This is a genomic window from uncultured Aquimarina sp. (assembly GCF_947492405.1).
GTDB lineage: Bacteria > Bacteroidota > Bacteroidia > Flavobacteriales > Flavobacteriaceae > Aquimarina.
In genome coordinates this window covers 1,148,924-1,175,588 of the sequence record NZ_CANLMP010000001.1, presented here as the reverse complement: position 1 = coordinate 1,175,588, position 26,665 = coordinate 1,148,924, and the positions used below count along the sequence as shown (strand labels likewise).

At 31.6% G+C, this 26,665-nt stretch carries 25 protein-coding genes; 11 read left to right on the top strand and 14 right to left on the bottom strand.

Going from position 1 to position 26,665, the window contains the following annotated elements:
• Positions 1 to 20: 20 nt before the first annotated feature.
• Together Q0829_RS05195 and uvrA are read right to left on the bottom strand one after the other, a co-directional pair.
• The gene (locus Q0829_RS05195; protein WP_298540695.1) at positions 21 to 665 is read right to left on the bottom strand and encodes a peroxiredoxin-like family protein; all 645 of its coding nucleotides are present in this window, start codon (positions 663 to 665) and stop codon (positions 21 to 23) included.
• Between the two features lie 85 nt (positions 666 to 750).
• A complete protein-coding gene (gene uvrA, locus Q0829_RS05190) occupies positions 751 to 3,531 on the bottom strand; it encodes an excinuclease ABC subunit UvrA (RefSeq protein ID WP_298540693.1) in 2,781 nt (926 codons plus the stop codon).
• A gap of 239 nt (positions 3,532 to 3,770) precedes the next feature.
• On the opposite strand from uvrA, the gene Q0829_RS05185 reads away from it, so the two are divergent.
• Together Q0829_RS05185 and Q0829_RS05180 are read left to right on the top strand one after the other, a co-directional pair.
• Positions 3,771 to 4,355: a sigma-70 family RNA polymerase sigma factor gene (locus Q0829_RS05185; protein ID WP_298540692.1), complete on the top strand. Its 585-nt coding sequence runs from the start codon at positions 3,771 to 3,773 to the stop codon at positions 4,353 to 4,355.
• A gap of 73 nt (positions 4,356 to 4,428) precedes the next feature.
• The gene (locus tag Q0829_RS05180) at positions 4,429 to 4,578 is read left to right on the top strand and encodes a hypothetical protein (RefSeq protein WP_162897256.1); all 150 of its coding nucleotides are present in this window, start codon (positions 4,429 to 4,431) and stop codon (positions 4,576 to 4,578) included.
• A gap of 44 nt (positions 4,579 to 4,622) precedes the next feature.
• Here the strand turns inward: Q0829_RS05180 and nth are convergent, their stop codons facing one another.
• A complete protein-coding gene (gene nth, locus Q0829_RS05175) occupies positions 4,623 to 5,273 on the bottom strand; it encodes an endonuclease III (RefSeq protein ID WP_298540688.1) in 651 nt (216 codons plus the stop codon).
• A gap of 167 nt (positions 5,274 to 5,440) precedes the next feature.
• On the opposite strand from nth, the gene bcp reads away from it, so the two are divergent.
• A complete protein-coding gene (gene bcp, locus Q0829_RS05170; RefSeq protein WP_298540685.1) occupies positions 5,441 to 5,890 on the top strand; it encodes a thioredoxin-dependent thiol peroxidase in 450 nt (149 codons plus the stop codon).
• A 64-nt stretch (positions 5,891 to 5,954) separates the two neighbouring features.
• Here bcp and Q0829_RS05165 read toward each other — a convergent pair whose 3' ends face one another.
• The 5 genes from Q0829_RS05165 to Q0829_RS05145 form a co-directional block, all read right to left on the bottom strand.
• Positions 5,955 to 6,383, bottom strand: a complete 429-nt coding sequence (locus tag Q0829_RS05165) for a DUF1801 domain-containing protein (RefSeq protein ID WP_298540683.1) — start codon at positions 6,381 to 6,383, stop codon at positions 5,955 to 5,957.
• A 160-nt stretch (positions 6,384 to 6,543) separates the two neighbouring features.
• Entirely contained in the window at positions 6,544 to 7,218 is a 675-nt protein-coding gene (locus Q0829_RS05160; protein WP_298540681.1) for a hypothetical protein, read from the bottom strand.
• Between the two features lie 106 nt (positions 7,219 to 7,324).
• Positions 7,325 to 8,197 carry a LytTR family DNA-binding domain-containing protein gene (locus tag Q0829_RS05155; protein WP_298540679.1) on the bottom strand — a complete coding sequence of 291 codons (873 nt, stop codon included), beginning with the start codon at positions 8,195 to 8,197 and terminating at the stop codon, positions 7,325 to 7,327.
• A 100-nt stretch (positions 8,198 to 8,297) separates the two neighbouring features.
• Complete coding sequence (locus Q0829_RS05150) at positions 8,298 to 8,759, bottom strand: hypothetical protein (protein WP_298540677.1); 462 nt, start codon at positions 8,757 to 8,759, stop codon at positions 8,298 to 8,300.
• Between the two features lie 148 nt (positions 8,760 to 8,907).
• Positions 8,908 to 10,353, bottom strand: coding sequence for a TonB-dependent receptor (locus tag Q0829_RS05145; protein ID WP_298540676.1), 1,446 nt, complete (start codon positions 10,351 to 10,353; stop codon positions 8,908 to 8,910).
• Positions 10,354 to 10,526: 173 nt separating this feature from the next.
• Here Q0829_RS05145 and Q0829_RS05140 point away from each other — a divergent pair, with 173 nt between their 5' ends.
• The gene (locus Q0829_RS05140) at positions 10,527 to 11,288 is read left to right on the top strand and encodes an MBL fold metallo-hydrolase (protein ID WP_298540674.1); all 762 of its coding nucleotides are present in this window, start codon (positions 10,527 to 10,529) and stop codon (positions 11,286 to 11,288) included.
• Position 11,289: 1 nt separating this feature from the next.
• Positions 11,290 to 11,808 carry a hypothetical protein gene (locus Q0829_RS05135; RefSeq protein WP_298540673.1) on the top strand — a complete coding sequence of 173 codons (519 nt, stop codon included), beginning with the start codon at positions 11,290 to 11,292 and terminating at the stop codon, positions 11,806 to 11,808.
• Positions 11,809 to 11,894: 86 nt separating this feature from the next.
• Here Q0829_RS05135 and Q0829_RS05130 read toward each other — a convergent pair whose 3' ends face one another.
• Positions 11,895 to 14,759 carry an esterase-like activity of phytase family protein gene (locus tag Q0829_RS05130; protein ID WP_298540672.1) on the bottom strand — a complete coding sequence of 955 codons (2,865 nt, stop codon included), beginning with the start codon at positions 14,757 to 14,759 and terminating at the stop codon, positions 11,895 to 11,897.
• A 328-nt stretch (positions 14,760 to 15,087) separates the two neighbouring features.
• Here Q0829_RS05130 and Q0829_RS05125 point away from each other — a divergent pair, with 328 nt between their 5' ends.
• On the top strand, positions 15,088 to 17,490 hold the full coding sequence (locus Q0829_RS05125; RefSeq protein WP_298540670.1) for a TIM-barrel domain-containing protein: 2,403 nt from the start codon (positions 15,088 to 15,090) through the stop codon (positions 17,488 to 17,490).
• A 104-nt stretch (positions 17,491 to 17,594) separates the two neighbouring features.
• Here Q0829_RS05125 and Q0829_RS05120 read toward each other — a convergent pair whose 3' ends face one another.
• Entirely contained in the window at positions 17,595 to 17,723 is a 129-nt protein-coding gene (locus tag Q0829_RS05120) for a hypothetical protein (protein WP_298540668.1), read from the bottom strand.
• Between the two features lie 207 nt (positions 17,724 to 17,930).
• Between Q0829_RS05120 and Q0829_RS05115 the strand changes: the two genes are divergently transcribed.
• A complete protein-coding gene (locus tag Q0829_RS05115; RefSeq protein ID WP_298540666.1) occupies positions 17,931 to 18,854 on the top strand; it encodes a GyrI-like domain-containing protein in 924 nt (307 codons plus the stop codon).
• A gap of 118 nt (positions 18,855 to 18,972) precedes the next feature.
• Here the strand turns inward: Q0829_RS05115 and Q0829_RS05110 are convergent, their stop codons facing one another.
• Positions 18,973 to 19,524, bottom strand: a complete 552-nt coding sequence (locus Q0829_RS05110; RefSeq protein ID WP_298540664.1) for a hypothetical protein — start codon at positions 19,522 to 19,524, stop codon at positions 18,973 to 18,975.
• A 114-nt stretch (positions 19,525 to 19,638) separates the two neighbouring features.
• On the opposite strand from Q0829_RS05110, the gene Q0829_RS05105 reads away from it, so the two are divergent.
• From Q0829_RS05105 to Q0829_RS05090, 4 genes are all read left to right on the top strand, one after another.
• Positions 19,639 to 20,082 (top strand): SRPBCC domain-containing protein, encoded by a 444-nt coding sequence (locus Q0829_RS05105; RefSeq protein WP_298540662.1) that lies wholly within the window; start codon positions 19,639 to 19,641, stop codon positions 20,080 to 20,082.
• Positions 20,083 to 20,322: 240 nt separating this feature from the next.
• Positions 20,323 to 20,907: a Crp/Fnr family transcriptional regulator gene (locus tag Q0829_RS05100; RefSeq protein ID WP_298540660.1), complete on the top strand. Its 585-nt coding sequence runs from the start codon at positions 20,323 to 20,325 to the stop codon at positions 20,905 to 20,907.
• A 97-nt stretch (positions 20,908 to 21,004) separates the two neighbouring features.
• Positions 21,005 to 21,358, top strand: coding sequence for a nuclear transport factor 2 family protein (locus tag Q0829_RS05095; RefSeq protein WP_298540657.1), 354 nt, complete (start codon positions 21,005 to 21,007; stop codon positions 21,356 to 21,358).
• Positions 21,359 to 21,738: 380 nt separating this feature from the next.
• Positions 21,739 to 22,329: a DUF1801 domain-containing protein gene (locus Q0829_RS05090; protein ID WP_298540655.1), complete on the top strand. Its 591-nt coding sequence runs from the start codon at positions 21,739 to 21,741 to the stop codon at positions 22,327 to 22,329.
• Between the two features lie 11 nt (positions 22,330 to 22,340).
• On the opposite strand, the gene Q0829_RS05085 is transcribed toward Q0829_RS05090, so the two are convergent.
• The 3 genes from Q0829_RS05085 to Q0829_RS05075 form a co-directional block, all read right to left on the bottom strand.
• Entirely contained in the window at positions 22,341 to 24,875 is a 2,535-nt protein-coding gene (locus Q0829_RS05085) for a PQQ-dependent sugar dehydrogenase (RefSeq protein ID WP_298540653.1), read from the bottom strand.
• Between the two features lie 73 nt (positions 24,876 to 24,948).
• Positions 24,949 to 25,608, bottom strand: coding sequence for an alpha/beta fold hydrolase (locus tag Q0829_RS05080; RefSeq protein WP_298540651.1), 660 nt, complete (start codon positions 25,606 to 25,608; stop codon positions 24,949 to 24,951).
• A gap of 36 nt (positions 25,609 to 25,644) precedes the next feature.
• A complete protein-coding gene (locus tag Q0829_RS05075) occupies positions 25,645 to 26,451 on the bottom strand; it encodes a hypothetical protein (protein WP_298540649.1) in 807 nt (268 codons plus the stop codon).
• Positions 26,452 to 26,665 lie beyond the last annotated feature (214 nt).

Here is a 26,665-nt window from a genome sequence, read left to right as displayed (position 1 = left end):
TGATATCGAAAAAGGTGTAACTAATTGTTTTTTAAAAAGTTAATTATTTCTTCTGGATCAGCTCTTTCTTTGTAATCTTCTTTGATAAAGTCGTACAGAATGGTTCCATCTTGATCAATTATGTAGGTTGCAGAGATCGGTAATTGATGCTCTTGATTGCCATTGCTTTTAATTAAATCAATTCCGAATCCTTTGTAAACTTCGATTAACTCTTTAGGAAGTGTAAATACTAAGTTGAATTTTTCGGCTATTTTATTATTTGTATCAGAAAGAACTTCAAAGCTTAGATTGTTTTTTTCTGAAGTGGTAAGTGAATTATCTGGAGTTTCAGGACTTATAGCAACTAATGTTGCTCCCAATTCTTCGAATTTATTTTGATATTCTTGTAATGCTTTTAGTTCTAGATTGCAATATGGGCACCAGCCTCCGCGATAGAAGGAAAGAACTACTTTTTTGTTTAATAGTAATTCTTGTATAGAAATATTAGATCCGGCTGCATTCGGCAACAATATTTCTGGGATTTTATCTCCGGTTTTTAATGCTCTGTAGGCTAGCTGAGTATCTTTAATAGTAGCTATTCCATTATTCATTATTTTATGAATAGTTTCCGGATATTTGGCAGCTGATTGATCAGCACGCGCTTTTAGTTGTTCTGTAAGTGACATTCTTTTAACTTTAGTATTCGAATGTCTTAGCCGAAATGATTTCCTTCTCTTTACAAATTAGTGTATTACAATTATGTTAATATTTCTAAAGCTTCTCCTTTAGGTATTGTCCTGTATATGATTTTTTGTTTTTACTAACTTCTTCAGGAGTTCCCTGAGCAACAATTGTACCTCCATTTTTTCCGCCTTCAGGTCCTAAATCAATAACATAATCTGCACATTTTACCAAATCCAAGTTGTGTTCGATAACTAAAATAGAATGCCCTTTATCAATTAGTTCATTAAATGATTTCAATAGTTTCTTAATATCATGAAAATGTAAGCCTGTAGTAGGTTCATCAAAAATAAAGAGTGCTTTGTCTTTTGTATTTCCTTTTACCAGAAAAGATGCTAATTTAATACGTTGTGCTTCTCCACCAGAAAGGGTAGAAGAGCTTTGACCAAGTTGTACATAGCCAAGTCCCACATCCTGTAAAGGCTGTAGTTTACGTATAATTTTTGCTTGATTGTGAGCAGAGAAGAAATCTATCGCGTTATCGATTGTCATGGTTAAGATATCGTCTATGTTTTTTTCCTCAAAAGTAACTTCTAAGACATCTTTTTTGAATCGTTTTCCTCCGCAGGTTTCGCATTCGAGATGTACATCAGCCATGAATTGCATTTCGATGGTTACTTCACCTTCACCTTTACATGTTTCACAACGTCCACCATCCACATTAAATGAAAAGTGCTTTGATTGGTAATTACGTATTTTAGATAGCTTTTGACTGGCAAATAAGCTTCTGATATCATCGTATGCTTTGATGTAAGTAACAGGATTAGATCTAGACGAACGTCCGATAGGGTTTTGGTCTACAAATTCTACATGTTTGATATTGCTAAAATTACCTTTAAGTTCTGTGAACTGACCGGCTTTTTCACCGTATCCTCCTAATTGTTTTAGAACAGATGGATATACAATTTTTTTAACCAATGTACTTTTTCCACTACCAGAAACACCAGTAATAGCTGTAAAAATACCCAAAGGAATCTTGATGTCAATGTTCTTTAGGTTATTTTCACGAGCTCCTACAATATCTAGATAATATTTGGAAGTTTTTCTTTCTTTCGGAACTTCAATTTCAAGATCACCATTAAGATATTTAGCTGTAAGAGAATCAGATTTTAAGATTTGATCAAAAGTTCCACTTGCAACTAAATTTCCACCAAAAGTTCCTGCTTCTGGTCCAATGTCTAATATTTGATCAGCAGCTTTCATAATATCTTCATCATGTTCTACTACTATTACCGTATTTCCTAAATCTCTTAAAGATTGTAATACTTTAATTAGTTTTTCAGTGTCTTTAGGATGTAAACCTATACTTGGTTCATCTAAAATATACATGGATCCAACTAAGCTACTACCTAAAGAAGTGGCTAGGTTAATTCGCTGAGATTCTCCACCAGATAGGGTATTCGACTTTCGATTGAGTGTTAGATATTGCAGACCTACATTGTCTAAAAACGCTAACCTACTATTAATTTCTTTAAGTAATCTTTTACCAATTTGAGTATCATATTCATTAAGTTCTAAGCTTTTAAAGAAATCAGCAAGTTCATTTAATGGTTTTTCAACTAAGTCCGTAAGTGTTGCTTCTCCAACCTTAACATAATTAGTTTCAGAACGAAGGCGTTTTCCCTTACAGGTAGCACATTTTGTTTTTCCGCGATAGCGAGAAAGCATGACACGATTCTGAATTTTATACGCTTTGGCTTCTAATTCGATAAAGAAATTATCAATACCTTCAAAATATTCATTTCCTTTCCATAGCAACTCTTTCTGCTCCGGTGACAATTCGAAATAAGGTTTATGAATCGGAAAATCAAATTTATAAGCACTATTAACCAATTGATCTTTATACCAACTCATAGCATCGCCTTTCCACGGAAAAACTGCTCCTTCATAGATACTGAGAGAAGTATTTGGAACTACTAAATCTTCATCAATACCAATAACATCACCATAACCTTCGCATTCCGGACAGGCTCCATAAGGATTATTAAAACTAAATAAATGCACGTTAGGCTCTAGAAATGTCATTCCATCTAATTCGAATTTATTACTAAATTGTCGTAGATCATTGTCTTTTAGAGTTTCCACGAAACAAGTTCCTTTTCCTTCAAAAAATCCAGAACTAACAGCATCGGCAAGACGGTTATAGAAGTCTTCTTCATCTCTTTTTATGATCCGATCTATTACAAGATGTACGTCGTCCTTTTTCGTAATATGTGCTTCTTCAATTCTACATACGGTATCATTAATTTTTACACGAGCATATCCTTGTTGTTGTAATACTTTTAGTTTTTCTTCAGTTGTTCTACCATTTTCTACGTGAATCGGAGCTAGTAATAATAGTTTCTCTCCTTCATTAAATGTTTTTACATATTCAATTACGTCAGTTACAGTATCTTTTTTTACCTGATTTCCTGAAATAGGAGAGTAGGTTTTTCCAATTCTGGCAAAAAGTAGCTTTAAGTAGTCATAAATTTCCGTAGTAGTTCCAACGGTTGATCTCGGATTGGTAGAATTTACTTTTTGCTCAATGGCAATTGCTGGAGCTATTCCTTTTATATAATCAACTTTTGGCTTATTGAGTCGCCCTAAAAATTGCCTTGCATAAGAAGAAAGACTTTCTACATATCTACGTTGGCCTTCTGCATATAAAGTATCAAAAGCCAAACTAGACTTACCGGATCCAGATAATCCAGTAATTACTACTAATTTGTTTCTAGGGATGGCTGCATCCAAATTTTTGAGGTTATGCAGCTTAGCTCCTTTAATTAATATATTATGTTTTGGATCTAAAGTTGTAATGTCTTCAATCATAGTAAATATGCGGTGTGAGGGCAAATATAATGATTACTTAAGAAGTATTCTAAAGGATTGATCTGGAAAGTTAAGTTAAAAAAATTAACAGAAAATAGTTTGATTTTCAAGGATTGTTATTATATTAGCCCCAGTAATTAAACCGAAATCTAAAAAAGAATAGCCTATAGCATACCTTTACTTTAAAGTTTAACATAGCCCGAGCCCCAAGCTTGTTGGTACTAAATTAAGTAATAGGTATGAAAGATTACACAATTTCGGATGCTGTTCTAGTGAGCAATTACATCAATGGTGAGGAAAACGCCTTATCTACACTAATCGAACGTCATAAGCAACGTATTTACAGTTTTATTTATTCTAAAGTTTTTGATCGTGATGTATCTGAGGATATTTTTCAGGATACGTTTATTAAAGTAATTCGTACTTTGAAACTTGGAAAGTATAACGAAGAAGGAAAATTTTTACCTTGGGTAATGCGTATTGCTCACAACTTAGTTATTGATCATTTCCGTAAAGGGAATCGTATGCCGAAATTCGAAGATAATGGAGAGTTTAGTATTTTCTCAATTATTAGTGATGGAGATCTGAATGCAGAAAAAAGAATTATAAAAGATCAGGTAGAAGAAGATCTACGTAATCTAATACAAGAATTACCAGAAGATCAAAAAGAAGTATTAGTGATGCGTATGTATCGTGATATGAGTTTTAAAGAAATATCTGATAAAACAGGTGTGAGTATTAATACAGCACTAGGAAGAATGAGATATGCTTTAATTAATTTGAGAAAGGTTATTGAGAAAAACAATATCGTTTTAACAAATTAACATTTCTTTATGCAATAAAGTATATTTTGCCTCGTTATTTATAAAAATAACCCTTAATTTAAGATTAATTAATATGGCAAAATTTTACTTTAAGTCTTCTCAAAAAGAGGAGCAACAACAATTAGTACCGAAGAAAATTACAGTAGATTTTCTACTAAATTACTCAAAGGCTTTAAGTGTTATAGATTATAAAAATATGAAGTTTGAAGCACTTCTAAATTAAAACTAAACTTTGTGAAAGACCTGATATCCTAGATAACAGGTCTTTTATTTTTTAAGGTATTCGTTAATTACCGTTTTTCTTCCGATTGTTTTAGTTATAATATCTTTTTCCAGATTCCATCCTCTAGCTGGAGAATATTCTCGTCCATACCAAATAATTTGCAAGTGAAGATCGTTCCATAGTTCTTTTGGAAATAGACGTTTGGCATCCTTTTCTGTTTGTGTCACATTTTTACCATTACTAAAGCCCCAGCGATACATTAAACGATGGATGTGTGTGTCTACAGGAAATGCCGGAACACCAAAAGCTTGCGACATAACCACACTAGCAGTTTTATGACCAACTGCAGGTAATTCTTCTAAATATTCAAAACTTTGCGGTACTTCTCCATTATGTTTATCTATTAGAATCTGAGACAACCCATGAATTCCTTTAGATTTCATAGGACTTAAACCTACAGGTCTAATAATTTCTCTAATTTCTTCTACGGATAATCTAACCATTGCATAAGGATTATCAGCTCTTTCGAATAGGAGTGGGGTAATTTGATTCACCCTTACATCAGTACTTTGGGCGCTCATTAAAACCGCAATCAGCAAGGTGTATGGGTCTTTATGATCTAATGGAATGGGTATGGTTGGATAGAGTTTTCTGAGTGTTTTGATTGTGAAATCAACCTTTTCCTGTTTGGTCATATGAATAGAATTATTTCTTGCTAAAATATGAATATTTAATAGGTTTTAAATACGGAATTAAAACTTAAATTTTTAATAAAATCGTCATTGAATTATATTTTTTGTTTTAATTTTATCAAAAAAGTTTAAACAAACTTATTTTTAAGTTTTCACATAATTATAAAAGAATGACATCATTAAAAGCAGGAGATAAAGCTCCTAATTTCTCGGCATTAGATCAAGATGGGAATACTATTAGTTTAGAAGATTACAAAGGAAAAAAGCTAGTTGTTTTTTTCTACCCAAAAGCTAGCACGCCTGGTTGTACAGCTGAAGCTTGTAATCTGAAAGATAATTATCAAACTTTTCAGGCTCAAGGATATGAGATTCTTGGTGTGAGTGCAGATAGTGCTAAGCGTCAACAGAATTTCAAAAATAAATATGAGTTGCCTTACCCATTGTTAGCAGATGAAGATAAAAAAGTGATCGAAGCATTTGGTGTTTGGGGACCTAAAAAGTTTATGGGAAAAGAGTATGATGGAATCCACCGTACCACTTTTGTAATTGATGAAAACGGAATTCTTTCTGAAGTTATTCTGAAGGTTAAAACAAAAGATCACGCTGCACAAATACTGTAACCAACTATTTGGGAATTTATAACTATATAAAAGCATCTGTAATAAACACAGATGCTTTTGTGTTTTATATACCTAAAGTTGGCAGATGTTTAACTTTATGATAGGTTAATGCAGCAGTAATACAGTTTTTTAGTTCCTTCTTAGGAATATTAGAATTCATCGGGAAAATTATCGCTCTATTTCCTTCGAATTGAAATGTATCTTTATACAAAACTCTGAATGTGGTAACCAATTTACTTGTGCATTGAAAATACATAGCGTATTGATTTGGTTTTCCTTTTTTCCAGCCAATTCTAATGGTGCTTCCTTTTTCGGTTAGAAAGCTAGGTTCTCCCCATTTTAAAGTCTCTTCTAGATTTGTGATTCCTTCTGTCGCTTTTGCGGTTTCTATAATTAAATTTCTAAGATCCATTATTTTTTCACGAACACTATCCGTGTAGTCCTGATAAACCGATGCTACTTTTGGGTTTGTTTTTAGTTTTATGTCCGACATAAGTTTCAAAAGAATATAAAATTATGAAAAAATGATTTAGTTTTTAATAGAAATCAAAATGTTAATGTTCTTTAAACTTCAGTTTTTAGAAAGATAGATCTTATTTAAAAACTAGACTATTTCGTAAATATTGTAAAATATTTGCCTTATACGAATAGTTTCAACTTTTGGAGTCAAATTTTTTTTCAATTCTTTTTTGCCAAAATAATAAAAGAGGTAAACCTAAAATTGATGGAATCGCAAATGCCAAATAGGGATTCATAAAATCAAATCGTGTAACAATGGTAGATAGGAATGCTGTACATGTCGCGATATACCCGCCCATCATATTGCCTATATGTGATAAAAACCAATGATAAGATTTATCTGGTCTGAAAACAAAAGGTTTTAAATTGGTATAGGAAATTAGAAGCCCTCCAATACCGAATCCAGTAGATAACAATGCACCGCCAGAGACAAATCCATTTTCGATACTATAATAAAAACCTAATCCAATAAAAAAGACATTTGCAACTGCATTTAAAATACCAGCGAACCAGTCAAACCATTCAGGTTTTTGTTGTTTATGTAAATGCTTAAGTTTTAAAGCTCGTACACCTGAGAATACACTGTAATAGCTTAAAAAAGCTATCAAAAATAAAAATCTGTTGAACCTAAATCCTGCAATAATAACACCGGTGATAAATACACCTGTCATTCCATAAAAATATAGTTTACCCGATTGTCTATGCCATTTTTGCCCTTTTTTACTTAGTATTGCTATTAAACCAGTTGTCAATGAAACTGCTCCTGCTAAAATGTGTATGTACAAAATGTTGTTGACTAGTATTTCCATCGTTTTTTTTAATTTAACAATGCAAATCTGTAAAATAAAAACTGCTCAAGAGCCCTATATACAGAGCTTTGGTATTATTAGGACGTATTTGTGATAATTGGGCAACTCATCCATTAAGGTTATAGATAAAATCTGAAATTAAGTTGGCTTTAGCTCTTGAAACAGGAATAGTTTCTATACCATTTTTGAGGTGAAGTAATAAATTTCTAGCGTTGCCTTCTACTTTAATGATAGCATTACTATTAATAATAAAACGATTATGACATCGTAAGAAGTGTTTTTCTGGAAGGATAGCCTCTATGTTTTTGATTCGGTTTCTGATTAATTTTTTTTGGAGTTCATTAGCATTTATAAAATAAACTTCTACATAGTTGCCATCTGATTTCATATAAACCAAATCGTTATAATTAAGTCTTAGCTCAATATCATTCGACTCAGATTTTATCAAAATATGTTGCTCTCCAATTGAACCTTTTAAGAATTCGTTATTACTGTTTTTTAAAGAATCCGTAAGCTTATTGGCTTTTTCTAGTTGATTTTTTTGATATTTATATTGTTCAAAAAGAATTAAAAAGCCAATAGGAAAAACACTTATCGCCATTGTAATTGATGCTGTTTTTAGAATAATAGGAATTAGCGGTGTTGTGTTGGTTTGTATCGCTAATACTGCAATAAGAATTAATATTGTAATAATGACGAGAATAAATAGAACTAATAAAAATTCCTTGCCAAATGTCCAGTTATCCTCAGACATTAGTTTTGGAAATACTCTTTTCAAAAACTTTATTGAAGCATATATACTTAATGCGACTATGATTGAAACAATCAGAGCGAATGAAGCTCTTAAACTAATCTCCAATTCTTGAAAATTAAATGGCGCTAATACTACTATAATTAGAAAAGAGAGTACGCTTGGGATTACAATACTGTAGATATTGAATACAAATGGATGTGGTTTTTTTATAATATTAGAAATCATTAAAAAATATAATCTTTATTTAAGATGTGTCATAATGTTGAACAATATCAAATCTTAGCAAAACAAGAATACATGAACTAATAGATCTATCTGCACATTATTATTTTATATTTTCGAAAATCAAGTTTGCATTAACATTATCATTTAATCCTATTTCATAAATTAAGTCACCATTTTTTTTCATAAACTTAAGTCCATTTTTATGATAAAATGTAAACCAATTAAATGGATTACGGGCTAGATAGTAATCAGATTTAAGGTTGTGAATTAATTCAACATCGAATGGTCTGGTTACTTTTTTATTAAAGAGTTTTATGTTAAACAATTTCTTTTCAATTATAAATTGTTTTTTATCAATACTTAGTTGAATTTTACCAAATAATAACCACATAATATCTATTAAGATTCCTATTATAAATACTACTATCATAATAATTCCTAGAAGCTCAATTTTTTTGTGGTTAGTTATTAAAGCATATAGAAATATTATCAAAAAAACAGAACTATATATAATATATGGCGCAAATCTGTTTACATTATAATAAGCAATTTTAGTTTTCATATTTCTATTTACATAAAAATTGAATTACAGATTTTGAATTAATTGACCATAACAGTCATATATAATTATAAAACATAATTACAATAGTATATTAGCGATTAATTATAATAAATCGTCCGTAATCTAAATAACTTATGTAACAGCTTAATTATACCGTTTCCGTTTCTTTATAACCAAAGAAATTATTTTCTTTAATCATTTCAGGAATAAGATCTGGTAATTGTTCTTCCCATCCAGATTCTCCTTCTTGGATTTTCTGAAGTACTTCTCTGGAATATATGTCCATAATAGTAGGGTCATAATCTACTATATCTTGTAGCTTTCCATTGTGTTTAAAGAATTTATATAATTCTTTCATTCTAGGGTGTACCTTAAGATTTTCACTAGTTGTAAGTTTACCTGTTTTAGGATCTTTTAGTGGATATAAATATACTTTTAAATCTTTAAAGAAAAGTTTACCAAAGGCTTCCAGAATACCACCACTTAGGTGTCGGTAATATTTCTCATCAAAAATATCAACTAGATTGTTTACACCCATGGATAACGCCATACGTTCTTTTGTGTAGTTAGAGAAATACTCCACAACCTTATAATACTCCTGGAAATTAGAGATCATTACCGTTTGTCCGAGAGAACAAAGCAAACGGGCTCTACACATAAAATCTTCTTCATCAATTTCTCCTTCTGCTCTAAGATTAGAAAGAGTAATTTCAAAAATCTCTATTGTTTTTTCTTTACGTACCTTATTTTCATTCAGGAACATATTAAGAGATTTTTTGTAAATATCCATATTTACTTTAGTCACAGGTCTAAAACTTCCTCTAAGTGCTAGGATATTCTTTTTATATAAAACAGCTGCTGGTAACACATTATTACCATCTGGTCCGAACATTACTGCTTCTGTCATTCCATTTTTAACCAACTGCAAACTCATTAATCGGTTATCTACCTTTTTAAATCTAGGTCCCGAAAAATTGATAGTATCAATTTCAATTTGATCTTTGTCTAAATGATCATATAGATATCGTAAAAGTTTTTTTGGATTATCGTATTTGTAGTAAGCTCCATAAATAAGATTTACACCTAATACTCCAAGAGTCATTTGTTGCAATCTGGCATCGTTTTCATGAAAACGAATATGAAGTATAATTTCATTATAATCTTCATCTGGTTTTGTTTGATATCGAATACCAACCCAACCATGTCCTTTATATTTCTTGGCAAAATCTATAGTAGCTACCGTATTGGCATAACTAAAAAATAGTTTGTTTGGATGTTTTTCTCTGGTAATACGTTCTTCTATAAGACGAACTTCATGCCTTAGCATTTTTTTTAATCTAGCTTCGGTAACATAACGCTTGTCATCTTCGATACCATAGATAGCATCACTAAAATCTTTGTCATATGCACTCATAGCCTTTGCAATAGTACCAGAGGCACCACCAGCTCTAAAGAAATTACGTGCAGTTTCCTGACCGGCACCAATTTCCGCAAAGGTACCATAGATATTAGCATTAAGATTAATTCGTAAGGCTTTACTCTTAAGTGAAGGGACAGACTCAAATTCTTTGTCTCCCATGATAGTAATAGGCATAGCGAAAAGGGCTTTTTTTGTTTATGTAAAGTTACTAATACATTAAGTATTATTAAAAAAAACTGGAGGCAAATTTTCGCATTTTATAATAGGTATAAATAATGAGTAGCAGAAATGAATTACTTTTTGAGCAAAAAAATTATAATTACATTTGCTTTCACTCAATATAAAATATGGAGGTTACATTTCTTGGCACAGGCACATCGCAGGGGATTCCTATAATAGGAAGCTCACATCCTGTGTGTTTGAGTAAAGACCCCAAAGATAAAAGATTAAGAGTATCAGTAATGGTAGCTTGGGATGAATATCAATATGTTATCGATTGTGGACCTGATTTTAGACAGCAAATGTTAGCGAATAATGTGGATAGGATAGATGGTATCGTTTTTACTCATGAACATGCGGATCATACCATGGGAATGGATGATATAAGACCATTTTTCTTTAGGCAAGGAGATATCCCGGTTTACGCACATAAAAGAGTATTAGAATCTTTAAGAGTAAGATTTAGCTATATATTTTCTTCAGAGAATAAATATCCAGGAGCCCCCAGTGTTATAGAAAATGAACTAACTAACCAACCATTTTCACTGGGCAACCTGGATGTGATTCCGATAAATTTAATGCATAATCGATTACAGGTTTTTGGATTCCGATTCAAAGATTTTGCGTATTTAACGGATGTAAAAACCATTGAAAAAGAAGAGAGAAAAAAATTAAGAGGTGTCAAGGTATTGGTGGTAAGCGCATTGAGAATAGAACCACATCATTCTCATTTTAATCTGGAAGAAGCATTAGAATTTATTGATGAGATTAAACCAGAAAAGGCTTACCTAACGCATATCAGCCATATGCTAGGATTTCATGAAGAAGTACAACAACAATTACCAAAAAACGTTTTTATTGCCTACGATAATCTAAAAATCAAAATTTAATATGCGAAGTAGAATATTTTTATACTTATTTATTTTTTCAGTGTTGTTCATTTTGTTTCAGTTTATGAATGCCAAAAAGGCCAAGGAATCTTATGATGGTAAGATTGAAAATTTAGTAAAAAAAATAGGGGAGAAGGAAGAAGAATTAAAATATAAAGATCTGGAAAAAGATTCACTAATTGAAAAAATCTTGGATCTTACTTATTTCTCATTAGATAGTGATGAAGAGGCGATTAGCTATTTTGAAGAACAAGGCTATGATGCAAAAAAATTAGAATTAACGATCAGTGATCAAATAGTAAGTCAAAATAAAGCAGGTACAGATAATCCAATTGTTCCTTTTGTAGGAATGGAAGGAAATATGGCTATTAATAAAGTTCGATTACTAAATCATAAATGGATAATAGCCGATTTTACAGATGGTGTTTATTGGGGGCAATTGTTTATAATTTATGATGTTAGAAAGGATGGAGTAGTCGATTTTGAGGTCGAAAAATCATTTTTGTATCCTAGAAACTAAGGTGTTTTAAAAATATATAAAAAGACCTGCTTAAATTAGCAGGTCTTTTTTGGTTTTTATTGATAGAAAGTTGGTTAATTTCTGGCTTATTTTTTTACCAGTTTTTTCTTGAAAAATTCACCTTCTGCTTCTATGATTGCAATGTAAACTCCTTTAGCTACTTCAGTTCCATTGTCTGTTTGACCATTCCAAGTATATTGAAAACCATTCTCATCAGTATTCAAAAAGCGCTCTTTTTTTATAAGATTTCCTGCTATATCAAATATATCTATTGCTATAGAGTTTATGTTTTTATTGGTACTAGAGAAAGTAACTTGATCTGTAAAAGTATTAGGATAGGTTTTGAATTCATGATCCTGGAGCCTTGAGATATTATTACGATGGTTATACCAAGGCGATCCTAATCTTTGATCTAACCAAATAAGAATAAACTCATTATCATCTGGTAACCCTTCACCCACGTGTCGTCCTACGCTAAATGGATAATTGTTATCATTTAAAACACCTATTAGGTAAGGGTTAAATACTATAACACTTTCTATAGTTACAAAAGGAAATGCAAAATCTCTACCGATTCCTATATCTCCAGGTAAACCTGGTTCTGAAATTCTTCTAGGATCTCTGATTTTTAATAAATCAACATTTAATCGTTTCTGAACCATAGTAGAATCGTTATTTAATTCTATTTCATAAATAGCTTTGAACCCTTCAAGATCACCTTGAGATCCATCACGTTCTATAATTACTCCTCTTTGTCCACTAAACATAATAAAGTCACCAATAGCAGAAGCTCTTTCGTTAAGAGGATATTCATACTTTTTATTGGTGTAAGATTTACTCGCCAAACTAAATTCGTGAATTAATAAGTTATTATTTTCACTTCCCTCTAAAGGTTTTTCTAGTAGCGGTAATAATTTGGTGTTGTCAGTAGTTAAAGCCATTCCTTCAAAACCACCACTTTGTTTTACATTAAATGGCGTATCTAGTTTTGTAATTCTATAAGGCCAGTACATTCCTGCTAACCAAGGAGTATTCTCTCCGTTTTGATCTTGTAAGTTGGTACCATCACCAGCATTTCCAACTTTAGGGAAATCACCAAATAAACAAACTGTTCTTATTTCTGGATATTCTTTTTGAGAAATTAGTAATGTTCTAAAATCGAAGCTTTGTATATCTGCTCGATTTGTTAATCCATTTGCAACGATAATATCTGCAATTGCTTTAGTAAATGTTTCAGGACCAAATGTTCTCTCAGCAAAAACATCTCCGCGATCATCGAGATCCGTTCTTGGGTTGATTTTAGTTTCTATATTGAAACGAACTTTAGAGGCATTCATCCAACGTTTTGTTGCTTCTTGATGAGCAGATCCTTCTCCATTTTTATAAAATTCTACATAAAATTCTACAAAATCAAATAATTGCTGTAGTGATGGCATGACGTAAGGATCGATAAAACCTTTTTCATTAGAAAAAGCTACAGACACTGGAGATAGGGAAAGATCATTAGTTTGTGCTGGTCTTCCTGCTAATATTTTATCCGCAATAAAAGTGTTTTGAATAGTAGATAACGTAAGATCCTTTACCAATACTTCATCTTCGAATTCATAAGCAGTTCCATCTGCTTTTCTTGTTTTAGCGGCTTCTATATGTGGATCGTGATCTAATACAGGGATTCCATCTAATGTAATTCCGCAATCTGTTTCTAATGTAGGCATTAAATAGTCTAAGGCAGCTTCCATAGATGGTAGGGTGTTTTCCGGACGTAAATTTCGAGCACCACGATGTCCTTGCGCGTCAAAAAGATTTACATCGATAAGACCATCTGCATCCATATAATCGGCACGCCCATCTTGATTTTTATCAAAATTTTGTACTGCCTCTAATAATAGGTCTGGGCGATCAGAAATAATCCCTTGTAAGTCTAAATCTAATAAACGATTCATGTTTTGAGTATCGTTTACCGTATATACAACTACAGGATGTCCTGCTCGGTTTAATGAAGAAACATTAAATAATTCACTTGATGCTTCTGCTAAACCATTAGAAGGCGTTGTTCTGCTTCCAACCACCGTATTTTCATCATTATCATCTAGCATAACGAACCAAGGCGACATTACTGGTGGTTTACTTCCGTTAGCTTGTGCATGTGATCTCATTGCATTCATAACTCTTATAGCACTTGCTTCTTCACTAAATGGATTTTGTGGTGATCGTAATTCTTTGCCAGGATTATCTAGATCAGGTAACACAAAGGGCGCATCTAATAATACTCCGTTTTTATCAAAATGTAATAAGAAAGGACCAAACTCATCTCCGATCCAATAATCACCATTACTTGTTCTCTGGATAGATTCAATGTCAAAATCAGCACCTGTTAATATTCTATCTTGACTAAAATGATTGGTAATTGTAAATGGGATTAATCCGTTAGGATCTTTTAATTCTAGATATTCTAATATCTGAATATCTCCTTCACCTCTTCTAAAAAGTGTTTCGAATCTTGGTTTGATTTTGTATAAGCGTAAATTGTAATCCGAAGAGTTTTCAATACTCCCGAAACCATTGTCAGACATTGCAGTAAAGGTTCCATCCATATTGTTCAGTACCGCCGAAAACCCTTGAATAGGTTGTTTGTTTGTGAAAGGAAGTTCTTGTTCATTGATTGGCCCATCACCAATAAAAAGACCTGAAGTAGGTCCTTCTGAAAAACTTGAAGCTTTTAATACTGCTCTGGAAAATAATAAATCCCCAAAATTTCTGAAGGATTTTCCTTTTCCTTTTGCGTAGATTTCATTACCATAATGATTGTCTTTTGGAAGATCAAATTGTGATTTCGTTTCATTTTTTTGTGTTTGCGCCATAGCTGAAAAAGAAAAAAACAAGCCTAAACATATTGAGAGGCTTATTAGTTTTCTGCATTGACTGGATAAGGAGTTAGAATGATTTTTCATGTGTAATATGATTAAGATTAAATTGGTTATTGACATCCTAAAAGTATAGCTTCGGTATTACCAAAACGTTTAATCTATCTCAACAAATTATTAGGATAAGGTTAGGTGTTTTATGATACTGTAACTGCTGTATGAATTGTATTACTAAGCAAAAAAAGAAGTCTTTATATTAACGAAATCGTTGTAGTAAACCGTTGTGATTTTTCTTGCGTTTCTCTTGTTTAACTGAAAATTCAATAATTCGGTATTGCTATTTATTGTTATGTCCTTATTCTAAAGGGATTCTAGTATATTTGATTCTTATCTAAATCAGAAACACTTATTATATATGAAGTCAAGTTTTTTTTCCTTTTTGTTTTTCGGAACACTTACTTTTTTAATGCTTTCCTGCAGAACAGCTACAAGCGATTTTATTGTTAATATAGATAGTTACCAAGAAGATCGATTTATAGAGATTTCTAGGGATAATGGGAAATATATAATCAAGTTATATTCTGATAAGATTGTAGAAACTTCTTTTATTCCTACCGGAGAAACGTATAATCCAACTTCGCATGCAGTGATTTTAGAAAAAGGAATAGTATCGCAGTTAACAGAAACCGATAATACTATTGTATATGGCTCTGATGGAATTCAAGTTCGTATCACTAAAGAACCTTTTCATATATCTTATATCTATAAGGATAAGAAGTTAATTTCTGAAAAGTTAGGATATATCAAAACTGATTCTACCGAGATTCTGAATTTTAATCTAGATAAAGAAGAAGTTATTTATGGAGCAGGAGCTAGGGTAGTGGGAATGAATAGAAGAGGAAATAGATTACAATTATATAATAAAGCACATTATGGATATGAAACCCGTTCTGAACTCATGAACTATACCATGCCATTAGTACTGTCTTCTAAGACATATGCGGTTCATTTTGATAATGCACCTATTGGATTTTTGGATATCGATAGTAAAAAGGATAATACACTTAGTTATGAGACTATTAATGGTAGAAAAACGTATCAAGTTGTAGCTGGTGATGACTGGAAAGATTTGATGGATCAGTATACGGATTTAACTGGTAAACAACCATTACCTCCTAGATGGGCTTTTGGTAATTTTGCCAGTCGTTTTGGGTATCACTCAGAAAAAGAAACCAAAGAAACTATTGCTAAGTTTAAGAATGATTCTATTCCACTAGATGCGGTAATCCTAGATATTTATTGGTTCGGAAAAGATATCAAAGGGCATATGGGTAATCTGGAGTTTCTTAAAGATTCATTTCCTAACCCTAAACAAATGATTAATGATTTCAAAGATCAAGGGGTAAAGACAATATTGATAACAGAGCCTTTTGTTTTATCAACATCAAAAAAATGGGATGAAGCCGTTGCCGAAAAAGTCTTAGGAAAAGATGCTGCAGGAAATCCTTTTACCTATGATTTCTATTTTGGTAATACAGGAATTGTAGATATCTATGATCAGAAAGGTGCAGCTTGGTTCTGGAATATTTATAAAACCTATACTCAAGAATATGGAGTGTCAGGATGGTGGGGAGATCTGGGAGAACCAGAAGTTCATCCTTCTACGTTATTGCACGCTACCGGATCGGCTGATGAAGTGCATAATATTTATGGCCACGATTGGGCAAGATTGGTTCAGGAAGGATATAAAAAAGATTTTCCAGAGCAGCGTCCGTTTATCTTAATGCGCGCAGGATATTCTGGATCACAACGATTTGGTATGATCCCGTGGTCAGGAGATGTTAGTAGAAGTTGGGGAGGATTGCAACCACAGACAGAAATTGCTTTGTCTATGGCAATTCAGGGATTAGGATATATGCATTCGGATCTTGGGGGATTTGCTGGTGGAGAAAAATTTGATGCGGAATTATATACACGTTGGTTACAATATGGAGTTTTTCAACCTATTTATAGACCGCACGCACAAGAACATATCGCTCCAGAACCGGTTTTTCACGATAAAAAAACCAAAGAACTTGCTAAAAAGAGTATCGAACTTAGGTATCAGATGCTTCCATACAATTATACCTTAGCATTTGAGAACAATCAGACTGGAATTCCATTAATGAGACCATTATTTTTTGAAGATGACGATACTAAAGAATTACAAACAGTATCTAATACGTATTTATGGGGTGATAATTTTTTGGTGTCTCCAATTGTAAAATCAGGAGTGGTGTCAAAAGATGTATACTTTCCTAAAGGTGCTAATTGGTATGACTTTTTTAGTGGTCAAAAATATGAAGGAGGAAGATATATTACTGTAGAAACATCAGAAGATCATATTCCGGTATTTGTAAAAGAAGGGTCATTTATTCCAATGGTTGAAACGGTTCAGCATACAGAAGCCTATAGTACTAAGGAACTGATCTTACATTACTATTATGATACGACAGTAAAAAACGGTGTAGGTAAATTATATGATGATGATGGTAAAACTCCTAATGCATATGAGAAAGGAAAGTATGAAATACTAAATTTTGAAAGTAAAAATACCGATACTACACTTTCTATAAACTTAAAAGCTAACACAGGGAATGATTATACTAAAACAACTCGTAAGATCTCATTAATTGTGCATAATGTTGAAAAAGCTCCAAAATCTGTTACCGTCGGAAGTAAAACTGTTGGAACTGATTGGAATGAAAAAGACAATAGTTTGTCGATTGATTTTGAATGGAATTCTGCTGTTATTGAGAAGGTAGAGATACAATTATAAAATTGTCTAGTCCTAAATAACCGATACGGATTATTAAAGGATTAAATTTATTAATTAAAGCTGAACAATAATATCATTGTTCAGCTTTTTTGTTTTTTTAAATTTTAGTCATTTTTGTGACAATGAATATAATGCATTTCGGGATCTGCACAAATTCCAGCTCCTTTAATACCTGATTGTTGTTGTTTTTCTAAAACCTTAAGATTTTTTAATTTCAATAAATTTTCTAACATGATATGTAATTTTAAAAGTTAATGATAACTTAAATTATTTATTTAAATTTAAAGAAACTCAATGAAGAGGATGTTGGCTTGTGTTTTGTGGCTAAATGACAGTTTTTTAGGGATTTACCCTTGCTCTTCTAAAGGATATTAAAAATGGAACATAGCGAAAGTAGATTATTGTAAATAAAGAGTATTACTACTAACTTCTAGAAAATAATGATAACCACTAAAGAAAACATAAACAAAGAGTACATACATCGAATTAATTTGGCACTCCAGTTTATTGATAATAACCTTGATGGAGATTTGTCATTAGAAATTGTTGCAAATATAGCTTTGTATTCTCCTTTTCATTTTCATAGAATTTTTAAAGCTGTAGTTGGCGAAACACTGAATGCATATATAAATAGAAGGCGTATTGAAAAAATGGCTTTGGTGTTAATGCACAGAAAAGAAGTTAGCATTACAGCGTTGTCACTGCAATATGGTTTTAATAGCAATTCTTCATTTACAAGAGCATTCAAAAATTTTTATGGAGTAAGCCCAACCGAGTTTAGAAAACAACTTCCAGGTAAATTTAGCAAGATCGGTATAACTGAAAGCAAGATTGGACAAGAACATTTGATTTTTGAAAAATACATTTGCAATAGTATTAATCATATAAATTGGATTGAAATGAATGCAAAAATTGAAGTTACAGAAACACCAGAATTACATTTTGCTAGTATTACTCAGATAGGAGTGAATGGTATGGAACAAGCTTTTGACAAAGTATTAAGATGGGGGCGATCCAAAGGAATATTAGAAAATGACCAGGCAAAAATGGCAAGGGTATTTCACGATAGTTTCAAAGTAACATCGCCAGATAAGGTAAGAATGAGTATTTGTATATTAATGAAAGAACCTGTTGTTTCTGAAGGTGAAATAACTCCTGTTTCTATAAAAAAAGGCAGAAGTATAATAGGTCGTTTTGAAATTACTCCGGATGGTTTCGAAAAAGCCTGGAGTAGTCTTTTTGTATGGATGAGCGAAAAAGGATATACTAAGTCAGAAGAAACTCCTTTCGAAATATATCATAATGATTTTAGAAAACATCCAGAGAATATTTGTATTGTAGACTTTTATATACCTATTTTATAAAAAACAATAGACTAAACCTACTGTGTTTCTTGACGGATTTAGAACAAAAAATCAAATGCATAACGATTAAAATGAGGTAATTGCATCCTTGGCTCCTAAGTTATTTCTTATCGATACATTAATCCATAAATAAATATTTATTATAATTATTAGTGGATAAATATTCTTTTTTGAGTTGTTGTAGAAAAGTTACAATTTCTGCTCTTTTTTCGTAGTCCTCTTTAAGTGGATCCATAAGATCTTTATCATTGACTGTAAGGACTATATACCACTTTCCACTTCTAGAAGTATGGAAATCTTGAAAAGCATAAGTTCCTGTTGTCTGGTATGCTGCTAAGAGAGCGATATCTGCAATAATTGGGGCTATATTGATAGTATTAGAAGTTCTTTCTATTTCATAAAATGAAAAATAATATTCTTCATTATCTACAGTAAAAGGAACATTCCATCCAACATCCTTGTTGTTTAATTTAAATTTAGCATTAATAAAAGCATAAAACTCATTTTCATTTTTTGGATCTTCAAAAATGAATGCAGTTCTTTTTGGTAGTTGTTTTTTGAATTTTTTACCAGATGTTACCTTATAATCTTTAATCCTTGGAGCTATTTTAGTAGGTACGCAAGCAGTAAAAGATATTAAAAATACTATTATAAAAAATAATCTTCCCATGAGTTAGTTGTTTTGGGGTTAATTATCAAATTTTATGCCGTAATAATATTTTGTAGATGTACAGAACATCCTTAATTTAGTAATATACAACTATTATTTATAAAACTTTAAAACATGAAGACTACAGATAAGCATATTGTTGTAGAAGAAACTTTTACCACTTCAATTGAAAAGGTATGGAAAGCGATTACTAATGTAATTGAAATGAGGTTATGGTTTTTTGATAATATTGAATCATTTATACCAGAAGTGGGATTTGAAACACAATTTTTGGTACAAGTAGAGGATAGAAAATATACACACCGTTGGAAAATTATAGAAGTTGTACCTAATAAGAAGATAAGTTACACCTGGAATTATGAAGAATATCCTGGTGATGCTTCTGTAACTTTTGAATTATTTGAGAAACGGGATCAGGTTACACTTAAGCTATCTCTTAACGTAATAGAAGATTTTCCATCGGATATTCCAGAGTTTACTATAGAAAGCTGTCAAGCTGGTTGGAATTACTTCATAAAAGAAAGATTGAAAGGGTATTTAGAAAGTAATCTTTCATAAAATACTTTTTTAGTTTTAAAAATTCGGATATGAATATTAATTGCTAATAATTTTAAAAAAGGAACTAGAACAATTTATGGTGTTAGATATCTAATCAGTTACGAATTGCTGCATTTATAAAAATAGATTTAACCTTGAATAAGGTTTTCAAGAACAGATAAAAAACTATAGAATTAAAAGAAAAAATAAAAAAATGGTTAAACCATAAACAAACACTTTAGACATAAGCAATAAATATAGATGAATCGCAAACCTTTATTGGAGTATATAAATAAGTATATCAATTTAACTATTGAAGAAGAAGACATCCTGTTCTCCAAGATTAGATATAGAGATTATCTCAAAGATCAATATATCGTTCAACAAGGGGATGTATGTAATAGTGTATGTTTTATTTTATCTGGATGTACAAAAATGTTTTATATGGATAAAGAAGGACAAGAACATATTGTTATATTTTCTATTGAAGATTGGTGGACATCAGATTTAGGGAGTTTTATATCCCAAACACCTGCGGATTATAATGTTCAATGCCTGGAAAACACTCAACTTATTCAATTTACTAATAATACGCTCGAAGAATTATATTCAGAAATACCTAAATTAGAGCGCCTTTTTAGAAAGATTGTAGAACGTGCTTTTGTAGCTTCCCAAAAACGAATCATTCGAAATTTTAGTTTGACTGCAAAAGAACGATATCTTATTTTTAAGGAAACCTACCCAAAAATAGAACAACGTGTTCCTCAATACATGATTGCTTCTTATCTAGGTATTACCAAGGAATTTTTAAGTAAAATTAAAAGCCAATTAATACAAAATCAATAAATGTTAATCTAGTTTAACATCATTTCATAATCTACTTCATTTTCTCTTTGCTCCTTGTTTTAGACATTTGTATAATAATATTTAAAACAATAAAAAAATGAATACTCTTTTAGAAAAAATCAGTACAATTAATGACATGATACTTCAAGGAAAAGCCTTAGAAGCTTTTGACCAATTCTATCATAACGATATTGTAATGCAAGAAAACGATAATCCGGTTATTAAAGGTAAAGAAGCCAATAGAAAACGTGAAGAAGAATTCTTTGAAGCAATTACAGAATTTAGAGGCGCACAACCTTTAAAAGTAACAGTCGGTGAAAACACAACAATGGTAGAATGGCATTTCGACTATACTCATAAAGACTGGGGGATTAAAAATTATACACAGATTGCTGTTCAAGATTGGAAGGATGGACAAATAATAAAAGAGAAATTTTATTACGGAGCATAATCTATGTTTAACTAAGTATGAAAAATAATTAACTAAGCGCAAGTCTTTTGACTTGCGTTTTTTTAATTTAAGTAAGCTATAACAAAGAAAAACAGTGCTTATCAGATCGATACTACCTATAATCGAATGTTTTTAATAATTAATTAAGTTTATTCATCAAAGTTTAATAAAGAAACCAATGTATGGTCTTTTAGAGTTATAGTATAAGGACATAAATCCAAGTGAAGAGATCTGATTTTTTTATCATAGTATAACATTAATGGTAAAATTAACTAAAAATCATAATAATGTTTTTATAGATTACATAAAACTTTTCGGAATTATATTGACATCATTTTTGAGAGATTTTTTTACATTAGCAAGTACTATATTTTAAGATTATGCAAAAGAATACATCCGTAGAAGAGTTTATTTCAAAGAAAACTGAGTGGAAAGAAAGTTTAGAATTGTTAAGGTCTATCATGCTTTCTACAGAAATGGAAGAAACGGTTAAATGGGGAATTCCTGTTTATACAATTGATGGAAAGAATATAGTGGGCTTAGGAGCTTTTAAATCTTACATAGGAATCTGGTTTTATCAAGGTGTGTTTTTACAAGATAAACAGCATAAGTTGATTAATGCTCAAGAGGGGAAAACCAAAGGTTTACGACAATGGAGATTCAATACTTTTGAAGAAATTGACAAAGAGCTTGTATTACAATATGTACAAGAGGCTATTCAGAATCAGAAAGATGGTAAGGAAATAAAAATAGAAAAGTCTAAGGATATCAAAATACCTGAAGAATTACAAGCCGTATTAGTAATTAATTCTGATTTAAAAGCTTGTTTTGAGAAGTTAACTCCGTTTAAACAAAAAGAATATAAAGAATATATTGCAACTGCAAAACGAGAAGCTACCAGAATTTCTAGAGTAAAAAAAATTACACCTATGATTATGGATGGTGTAGGTCTTAACGATAAATATCGTTAAAACTTTTGTTATTATTTTTTAATAATCTTTAAGGTACTGCTATTTTTTATTTTTAAAAAATACATCCCAATTGCATATTCAGATATATCGAGAGTGGCGCTTCTTCCTTTATCTATAATTTTACCAGAATTATCTAAAAGTATCCAATCATTTACGTTAGGAAGTTGTACTATTCCATTAGTGGGGTTAGGATAGAGATAAACCGTTTGCTGATCTGTATCTGGAATACTTAATGGATTTCCTGAAACCCACTTCGCTGTATTATTTGCAATGATTACTCCTGCACTTGAAAAGTTTCCACCAACAAAAACTTTATTTATTCCATCACTATCTGAAGCAAAATCCAAGGTGTTGATTTTAATATCTACTCCTACATTCATATTTGTACCTAAAGCTTCCCAACCATTAGTTTCGCTCCATCTTGCTATATTATTTACAATGATGCTATTACTATTATCAATATTTGCAGTATCAAAAGCACCACCAACGTATAGGTTGTTTCCATCGTAAATTAATGAATTTACAATGTTATTTACGCCATTGCCTAAAGCAGACCAGTTAGCTGTATTTTTATTCCATCTTGCAATACGATTTACAGTCTGACCTCCAGCAATAGAAAAGTTACCTCCTATGAATACTTCTGTTGAGCTTACCGCAATAGCCTCTACAAAACCACTAGTTCCGGAGCCTAATGTTCCCCAATTAGTTCCATTCCAAGTGGCAATTCTATTGGCAGTATTATTTCCGGCTTCATCAAAATTACCTCCAGCATAAAGTGTGCCATCACTATCTAATACTAAAGATCGAACTTCATTATTGGTACCTGGTATACCACTGGCGGCATCCGTTAATGCAGACCAGGTTGTACCATTCCATAAAGCAATATTTCGGACAGTATTTCCATCTACAGTTTCAAAAACACCTCCTGCATAAACATTTCCATTAGGATCAATCTCCAATGCTGCTACCGTTCCATCAGTTCCAGGTCCAAGTGAAGACCAATTACTACCATTCCACATGGCGATGTTTTGAGCAGAAATCCCACCAATTTCGGTAAAAGCTCCACCAGCATATAAATTTCCGTTTGGTGCTATCTTAAGAGCATTAATAGTTCCATTAGATCCTGTACCCAATGTACTCCAGCCAGAAGCTTCGTTCCATACTGCAATATTATTTGCGGTTATGTTTCCTGCTTGATTAAAGGTTCCTGCATGAAATACATCTCCGTTTGTATATGTAACTACGGATTGTACAATTCCATTAGGGATTCCTTGATTTAATTCTTCCCACTGTCCAATACCATTTACTGCAGTTCCAGATGGGGTGGATGTGCCATCTACTAGTTTATAAATTTGTGCATTACTCCCATAATCACTAAAATACAACTCACCATTTTTATCTACTCCAAAAGAAGAAACAAACTCACCAGATGTTTTAAATAACAAAGTACTATTGCTAGTTCCAGTTGAAGGATTGTAGTCTAATGCCCAAACTCTTCCGCTTACATAATCACCAAAAACGTATTTTGAACTTATATCTGGACTTAAACTAGTAATTTCTGATCCTCTATATACATAACCTCCCGTTATAGAGCGATCTCCTTGGTTACGGTTGTAGACATGTACAGGAAAAACGGTAGGTTCATTAATAGTAACATTACTATTAGCTACAGAATTCCCTTCGAATCGACTCCAACCATAGTTTTCTCCTTTTTCAATAATATTCACTTCTTCAAAAGCTCCTTGACCTACATCAGCGCCCCAAAGTCTACCTGTTACATTATCAAATGAAAACTTCCAGGTATTTCTTATTCCGTATGCATATATTTCATCCAATCCGCTTATATTAACAAAAGGATTGTCACTAGGTATTTCGTAATTTCCGTTGGGCAAATCTGAGTTGCTTTCTATTGGATTATTTCCATCCAAATCCACATCAATGCGCAGAATACTGCCAAAAACAGTATTCTTATTTTGTCCATTACCTTCGGGATCATTTCCACCACCACCATCACCGATAGAAATATAAAGGTATCCGTCTAATCCAAAAGCAATTTTACCGCCATTATGATTACTATTATTTTGATTTTTATCAAACTGAAAAAGAACTAATTCACTATTTGGATCTACAAAATTAGGATTCGTAGTGCTTACTGTAAATCTAGAAAGTACCATTCTTACTGTAATACCCGATACAGGACTATTGGTCGTATAGTATGTGTATAAATATCTGTTAGTACTATAATCAGGATGGAAAGCTAGTCCTAGTAACCCTACTTCTTGACCATCTCTAAAACGTACACGATCTGTAATATCCAAGAAAGTAGCTACATCACTAGCTGTGACATCACTTTTTCTGGGAAACACTTTGATTCTTCCTCGTTGTTCTACTATAAACATTCTATCTGTTCCATCACCGGGAGATTGTATTTCGGTAGGAAATTCGAAATCTATGTTAGAGAAAGCGGCTTCATACGTGATTTGTGCTGTACCAAAATAGGTGAAAAAAAGTAGCACGAAAACAATTGGGGTGATTAGCGTTTTCATTTTTAGAGTTTTAAGATAAGTGACTCTATTTCAACGAAAAAAAATATTACTTAGTATGATTTTTATAAGATTTCTAAAGGTGTTTACCCAGCCACTCTTTAAACTGATAAAAATTACGCGGATCTACTCCGTGGCCAACAGGGAATTCATTTAAGGATGTTTGTATTCCAAGTTTAGCAAGTTTCAATGGAGCTTTACGAGCCCAATCTATTGGAATTACTTGATCAACACTTCCGTGAGAGCAATATAAATTAAGTTTTGAAAAATCGTTACCAACATAATTTTCTTTGAGAATATCCTCATTTAAATACCCGCTCAATGCTATTACATTTTTTACTTTTTCAGGATAGGAGAGTGCTACAGCATAGCTAAGAATAGTACCTTGACTAAAACCAAGTAATGTAACATTATCAGGATCCAGATTATACGTAATTACAGCTTCATCTATAAAATTCGCTATTTTATCTCTCGATTCTATAGCCTGTGCATCATCGCTAAATTTTCCTTGTGCAGCATCAAAATAAATGGCATACCAAGCATTTCCATAGGGTTGCATAGGATATGGAGCTCTGACAGATATAATGAATAGTTCATCCTGAAGTTCAGAAGCAAATGAAAACAAATCATTCTCATCACTACCATACCCATGAAACATAAATAAAACAGGAGTTTTGTCTTTTTTTAGGGTAGGTTCTTTAATGATGTGATGCAATGATAATTTTTTGGTTTCCATACTAGTTATTTTATATCAGATTTAGTCTGCCTAAATCTATTTCAATTGTAAATGTATATGATCATCATGCCGAACTGCCTGACAACCGTGAAATCGTATTTTAGAATTTTGTATTCCTAACCTACTTTTAAGATGGGGTTCAATAAAAACTTTTCCTACCTTTTGTTGATTTACAATTGCCAAAAGTAAATCTTTTGTAGCTTTTTCTGAAAACTTAAGTTGATTATTTGAGACACCAAAAGTTAAGTATTTTGCAAAATCATATTGCCAATATCCTTTTTTCTTACAAGCTCTAACTTGATTATATTCTCTTGGATTTGGATCTTCATATACACCATAACCCCAAAGTGCTGGTTTTTTATTGGTAATTGTCCCTTTGTTATTTGTATAAATGAAAGAAATGTCAATTTTTTTTCCATCGTTATGACTTAGGTGTGGAGGTAAAGGAAATCCATTTATGAATGGAAAGTTAGCATCCAGATATACTAATCTAATGGTGTTATGACTCTTATTAATAGTTTTAGCAATTTTTTGTAAAGAGACATTTAGTTCGGGGGTTACGTAGTTTCTATTACTAAGTATTGTAAAAAATGTACAGGCTTCAATAAGATCATTATTCTTTATTTTTTCTCTGCCGAAAACAGGAGCTAGATAAGGTACTACTGTAAATGTTATTATTAAATACGTTATCGTAAAGACTCCTATCTTTATAAATCGATAGTTTCTTATAGTTTTTTTAATGGTTAATTCAATTGCCAAATAAATAATCCCTCCAATTTGAGTTGATAGTGTTAGAAATGTTATTATTAATATTTTAAAAGTTATTTTTAGAATCTTCTTCATAAAACTAAGATCTATTTTGTTTGAAATCTGAATTGACTAAAACTACGTTTTTTTAATAAACAATTATCAAGCTATCCTAGGTATATGATCTATAAAGCTCTGTTTAAATGTTAAATATGAATATTCTTACTTTTTTAAATAATTTATTTGTCTTTTTTTCTCATGTCGTATTTAATGATTTTTCATTGATTAATACTGTTAAACAAATCATAAA